Consider the following 6,135-nt stretch of genomic DNA (forward strand, 5'->3'; position numbering starts at 1 on the left):
GCCAATGCGGAGGATGGGGTGAAGGGGCGTTTTTGGGAGGGCCGTTTCAAGAGCCAGGCGTTGCTCGATGAGAAGGCGCTGCTGGCGGCAATGGCCTATGTGGATCTCAATCCGGTACGGGCCGCCGGGCTTGCCGAGACGCCGGAGACCTCGGACTACACCTCGATTCAGGAGCGCGTCGTCGGGTTGCCGGAGGAAGTCGGGTCCGAAGCCGGCCCGCAGGAGACCGCAACCATCAAAGATCCTGAGATAACGCTCGATGGGGAGCGGTTACGACCAGAGGCTGAAACGCACGCCTTACCCCAAGCCTCGCTGATGCCCTTTGACGCCACCGCACAGATCCCCTGGGCGGTGCCTTTTGCTTTCGAGGACTACTTGGAGCTGGTCGATTGGACGGGCCGGGCGTTACGTGCGGATAAGTCCGGATACATCGAGGCGCAAGCACCCAAGATCCTCGTGCGACTGGGTATCGACGGGGAGCGATTTATCGGCTATTCCAAGCGTCTTCTCAAGGCGTTCGGAACGGCGGTCGGCGCGCCGGCGGCGCTGGTGAATCTCTGTGCCCGGCGTCAGGCCAAGTACCTGCGTGGCATCCGGGCTGCGCGAGCGGTGTTTGTAGTCGGGTAGGTTGGGCAAAGGCGCGCCAGGGACGGTGCGGCGTGCCCAACATCTAATTCCGTTGGGCACGCCGCGTCCCTGCGGCTTTGCCCAACCTACTTGACTTGCTTCCATGCCGAGAGCCTGTTTCAGCTCTACAGAGGTCGGACTACGTTTGATCCGATGCGCTGGAAGCCGGCGACTGGTGGCTGGCAACTAAACTCCCCGGTGGGTATGCACCCATTCTTTGAGCACCTCGTCCATGCGGGTCTGCCATCCCTTGCCTCACCGTCATGTAGTCACGGAAACGCCGCTCGTCCGTTCCAAGTAGCTCCTGCAAGCGACGAACGATATCGATATAGGTAACAACCTCCTGGGGCCTACGGTCACCGAAGTCGCACAGCACAGCCAACACCAAGGCATCGGGATTATCCTGTACCAGCAAGCCGGCGCAGTTGACGCGATGCATGTCTACCAGGCCGTAGCGGTAGTCGAGCAACCCCGGCTCGTCGATACCAGCCTGCATGTTTAAGCGGTCAGACCCGATGTAGATCAGAAACTGACGGATGTGACCGGCATGACCGGCAAAGCGGATATCCGTATAGTAGCGCAGCATCCGCAGCGGCATACCGGCAGCATTGTGGTTCGCGATAAAAAAGAGGAGGAACGACGAATCATGCGAATCCTCGCGAATGAATTCGCGCCGATTTGCGCGCTTCGTCGTTTTCTCTTCCGCATCCTGATCGACCACGACAAGCGGTCAGCAGCTAACTTAATGGCATTGAACTTAAGCTTCCTTCCGACACTAAAACCGCAGAGAACCCACCATGTATGCTGTCGGCGCTCTAAAGGCGATGTTCTTGGTTTCGCTATGCGTCTGCATTTTCACCGTTGCAGGCAGTGTCGCTGCGCAAACCGAAGAACCGATCCCGATAATTTTCGACACCGATGCATTGCTTCCGGACGGGGCCGGCAACATTACGCCCAACGCGGAGTTCAATTTCTGGGTCGACCCGGAAGCGGCACGGGTAACCCTGCGTTCCGACATCCCGATTGAGCTGTCATCGCTGAACGTGTCACGGAAATCTGCATTGACCAAGGATTGGTACGAGAAGATGGTGGCAACCGACACCCCGCTGACGCAACTGCTGAAAGACACCATGGGTCATCGCTTCGCTGCCGACCCCGACAGGAAGTGGCTGATGTATGACCAGATTGCGGTAGCGAGCATCATCGACCCCACACTCGTTACCACGGAACGGCTTTTCGTCGATGTGAATATCGATCACGGCATCAGCTATGGTGTATCGGTTGGCGGCCGTGCGATTTGGCCGGGCGCAGAAGGCGCGCAACAGATAGCGGTTCAGTACGATCTCGACTGGCCACGGTTTATCAACCTGTTCGTGAATCGGATTCGGAGTCCGATGCCGGGGGGCAGGGCGCAAGCGACGTCCGGGCAGTAATAACGCACCAAGAGCCGTAGGTTGGGATGAAGTCGCCCCGACAGGGGCGACAAACCCCAACATCCGATGTTGGGGTTCCTCCACGCCTGGAGGCTTTAATCTTCTCTGCGACTCTATGGTTCGGAAAATCTTTGCGCCTTTCCGGAAGCTGGTGACTGGTGACCAAACTCGTAACAGAGAAGATGCCTAACTTGTTAGTGAACCACTCCTTCGGCACAGCTGTACTAGCTTTTCAATACTGCGGACAGGCACTGATCTTACCGTTCAGTGTGAGCGCATCGTTTCCCTGCGCACCGTCCGAGACGTCAAGGGCAATCCGAGACAAGGCGTATTCGGTCGCCCCTTCGTTACTCCCACCATGGCTGTTGCGCCATTCTTGGCGGCGAGACTCCAAGAGACCGAGATAAAACCCCATACCACTCGGACCCGGCTCTGCATCTCGATTGAACATATTGCGATAGAGATTGTTGATCAACTCGCTGTCACTCAGCCCGCTGAATCGATCGGTGTACTCTTGGGAGGTCCCGAAGGCCGCAATGATCGAGCCGAGATCACCCCCCTCCGCGTCCAAGCGGGTGCACCAGTACTCGAACCCTTCAAACTCCCCGCAGCGGGCATAATAGCCGATATAGGCTTTATGGATCCGAAGCTTTGCCGAGTTACTACAACGACTACTGTTGCCACTGTCCGTACTGCTGCCACTGCCCGTACTGCTGCCGTTACCTATACTGCTGCCGCCATCCGTATTGCCACCATCACCCGCATCCATCGATAGTGGCGGCGTATTTTCGGCAAAGTACAAGTAGCTGTCTGCGTTATCAATCGCCAGTGACGGGTAACGAGAGGCGAGGTTTATCGCACTGTCTTGACCATAGGCGTAATCATCCGTACCGGCAACGTTCGTGAAATGCGAGATCTCGTGGACGATGGTTCCAGCTTGCGAGTCGATGCCCAACCGTGGAGCCGACCAGAAAACATTGCAAAGATAGATCTCGTAAGGGCGGTTCGCATAAACATAAGCGTAGAAATTATCGTTGCAGCTGCAATCGAAGGTAATATCCCCATCATATAGGGCATTGGAGATCGCACGGAAATTCGATTCCACTGTCGCATACCGCGATTGGGTATAAGTACCGAACCACCGCACATATCGCGGAGCGGTACTGCGTTGATTGGTCGGTGTACTAGTCAACGTGGAGGCCGCCTCATTCGCTATCTGTTGGGCCGAGGCGAAGGCGCTATTGATCGTACCCTGTTGGCTCCCCGTACAGCCGGTGAATGTCGCCTCCTTGGCCATAGGGGACAGTGGAAGCGGGCGATCCTCGCTCAGTACCAGGGTCGCCGCGGCGCTGACGCTCGATGCGGCACCGACCCCGTATGCCTTAGCGTTCGGGCCTCCCAGGATTGCCAGATCCGCATCGTAAGTGATCAAGTAGCTGCCTACATCATAGATAGCATAACCCTCGGCGAGATCCAGCATCGCTGATACGACCTCACCCGGTTCGATCGTGATGTAATCATCGGCGGTCGGGGCGGGGCGCTTGACCATCCGTCCGATATATTCGATCGCTTGCCCACTCTTCTTCACTTTGAAGATCGGCGCTTTGAATTCCTCCTCCAATGGGGTATTCCAAGGCAACACCTGCACGGGTTCGGAGCCATGATTGGTAAGCGAAAACTCAAGGATCAATGCATCATATGCATGATGCGAGGATTTATACACCGCAAGCGATGCCTGTAGGGATCCCGTTGCCGCAACCACGCATTGCAAAACGCCGAGCATGGCAAAAGCCACGAGGGTAAGCAGGAACTGCCCGACCAGGTTTTGACGCATGTGTCCTTTGGAAAGATTTGTCATCGGTTCACTCGCATTGCTTACTTAGGGTGCGCGTATAAATTCGATAGGATTCGATTGTACTGCCTGCATTTCCGACTCAACGGAACCATGTCGCTTGTAGCTTAGCACCGATCGCCGATAGCGCACGAAATAGCTACCTGGTTTATCGAGCGCATACCCTTGGGCCAAGTCGATCTCGGCGCTCAGAACAGACTTTGGCTCCAGGGTGACAAAATCGCTTGCCGTAGGCGTACCTCGTTTGACGGAACGTCCCCGATAGGGCACTGGCGTCGCGTGAGGACCAAGCTCGACCGCGAACATGTCGCGTAAGAGTTTCCCCTCCAAGGGCGTGCCCCACTTCAACACTTCCATACGCTCGGGGGTATGGTTTCTCAGCTCGAAGCGAATCAGGACTGGCTCACCGAGCCGATAGGAGGCCTTGCCCTCAATGAAGACCTCGAGACCGGGGGATGGGGAGGGCTTTTCCGGATCCTCGAGGAAGAACCCCATGGCCAGTGTCTGTGGGTCCGCAGCGGCCCCGAGCAATCCGGGGCAGATGGCGGTTATCATGAGAACGAATCGCAAGATCATCATTTATGCCCTCTGAGGTTGTTCCTCCAGGATGCCCTGTTCTCCCTCCAGCTTGCCGATGATGACCGCCCCGGCGGAATCGCTCCAGACATTGGTAGCCGTGCGCATCATATCCAGGACGCGGTCCACGGCCAGGATCAGTCCGATGCCCTCTACCGGCAAGCCCATGGCGGCGAGAATGATAGAGATGGCAACCAGGCTGGCGGCCGGGATTCCGGCCACGCCGATGGATGTCAACAAGGCGATGAGTACGATCGTGAACTGGCTGGCGAAAGTGAGCTCCAACCCGTAGGCCTGGGCGATGAACATGGCGGCCACGCACTCGTAGAGGGCGGTGCCGTCCATATTGACCGTCGCCCCCAAGGGGAGGACGAAGCTGGTGGTGCGGTTGGACACCCCGGCGTTTTTCTCCACGCACTCCATGGTAATAGGAAGGGTCGCCGAGGAGGAGGCGGTGGAGAAAGCGGTGAGCAGGGCCGAGCCCATGGCCTTGAAGTGCCGGACGGGGTTGACCCCGCCCACGAAATAGAGCAGCAGGGGCAGGGTGACCAGAAAGTGAATCGCCAGTGCCGCTAGGACGCTGAAGAAGAATGTCGCCAGCGGCACGAAGGCGTCGAAGCCGGTGCTGGCCACTACCTTGGCAACCAAGGCGAACACCCCCAGGGGGGCGAAGCGCATGATCAGATCGGTGATCTTGAGCATGATCTCAAACACGCCCTGCCAGAAATTGTACTGGACCTCGGCATAGCCCGCGGCGATGCGGGTCATGAAGAAGCCATAGAGCAGACTGAAGAAGATCAGGCCCAGCATCTGGCCCGCGGCGGCGGCCGCCACGATGTTGGTCGGCACCATGCGCAGGAAGACCTCGATGACATCGCCGGCGCCCCTGCCGGCCACCTGGTCCTCGAAGGTGCTGACGTCGGTGGTAAAACCGATCAGGTCCTTGGCCGGCTGGCCGTCAACGATGCCCGGGGCGATGGCGTTGACCACCATGAGTCCCACCAGGATCGCCAACAGACTGGTGCTCATATAGTAGAGCAGGGTCTTGCCGCCGAGCCGGCCGAGGTTCTGAGAGCCGCCGATGCCGGCAATGCCGACGATGATGGAAGAGACGATCAAGGGGACGATCAACATCTTGAGGGCATTGAGGAAGAGCTTGCCCACGAAGTCGAACACCGAATAAAAGGTGACACCGAACAGCCCTGCCTCGGTGCCCGTCAGCAAGCCGGCGATCACGGCCAGCGCGAGTGCGATCAGGATCTGCCAGTGGAGCTTGAGTCTGAGGAAGGCCATCGGTTATCTCCAATCGACGTGAAAACCTATAGGTGGCGCCATTCATCTGCCCGCGGGGAGGGTCAACCATAGCATAAGTCCTTGCGAAAAATGCTCCGCATGGGCGCAAAGCAGGGCCACCGAATGATAAACCCTGTTGAAACCAGCTGTTGGCAGGTCAGTCAATAGGAGGGGGCGGGTCATCAGCCCGACTCTTTGGAGTGCGCCGGCAAGGCGCCGCGGCCGGATCGGTTCCTAGCGGTGTGCGCTACCAGCGCGGCATTTGCTTAAGAATCGGTAGTACCTAGTTTCGACCGCTGTTGCAAGTTCATAGTATCTGCATGCTCACACGCTTGGCTCACATGCTCCAGTGTG

The 6,135-nt window shown here is 57.9% G+C and carries 6 protein-coding genes; 2 read left to right on the plus strand and 4 right to left on the minus strand.

The annotated features are described in order from the left end of the window. Positions 1-627 (plus strand): transposase (locus tag BQ17_RS21670; RefSeq protein WP_500784417.1); only part of this gene is annotated, 627 nt, incomplete at its 5' end. 139 nt (positions 628-766) lie between these two features. On the opposite strand, the gene BQ17_RS24655 is transcribed toward BQ17_RS21670, so the two are convergent. Next, positions 767-1,348, minus strand: a complete 582-nt coding sequence (locus BQ17_RS24655; RefSeq protein WP_089726183.1) for a hypothetical protein — start codon at positions 1,346-1,348, stop codon at positions 767-769. A gap of 76 nt (positions 1,349-1,424) precedes the next feature. On the opposite strand from BQ17_RS24655, the gene BQ17_RS08655 reads away from it, so the two are divergent. Continuing rightward, positions 1,425-2,060 carry a nucleoside hydrolase gene (locus BQ17_RS08655; protein WP_089726185.1) on the plus strand — a complete coding sequence of 212 codons (636 nt, stop codon included), beginning with the start codon at positions 1,425-1,427 and terminating at the stop codon, positions 2,058-2,060. Positions 2,061-2,292: 232 nt separating this feature from the next. Here the strand turns inward: BQ17_RS08655 and BQ17_RS08660 are convergent, their stop codons facing one another. From BQ17_RS08660 to BQ17_RS08670, 3 genes are read right to left on the minus strand one after another with little or no spacing between them, the layout of a single operon-like run. Continuing rightward, positions 2,293-3,918: a M35 family metallo-endopeptidase gene (locus tag BQ17_RS08660; RefSeq protein ID WP_089726187.1), complete on the minus strand. Its 1,626-nt coding sequence runs from the start codon at positions 3,916-3,918 to the stop codon at positions 2,293-2,295. 21 nt (positions 3,919-3,939) lie between these two features. Then, entirely contained in the window at positions 3,940-4,491 is a 552-nt protein-coding gene (locus tag BQ17_RS08665; RefSeq protein WP_089726189.1) for a hypothetical protein, read from the minus strand. After that, positions 4,492-5,781 (minus strand): dicarboxylate/amino acid:cation symporter, encoded by a 1,290-nt coding sequence (locus BQ17_RS08670; protein ID WP_089726192.1) that lies wholly within the window; start codon positions 5,779-5,781, stop codon positions 4,492-4,494. Between the last annotated feature and the right edge of the window lie 354 nt (positions 5,782-6,135).

It is taken from the genome of Candidatus Thiosymbion oneisti (assembly GCF_900092655.1).
Classification (GTDB): domain Bacteria; phylum Pseudomonadota; class Gammaproteobacteria; order Chromatiales; family Chromatiaceae; genus Thiosymbion; species Thiosymbion oneisti.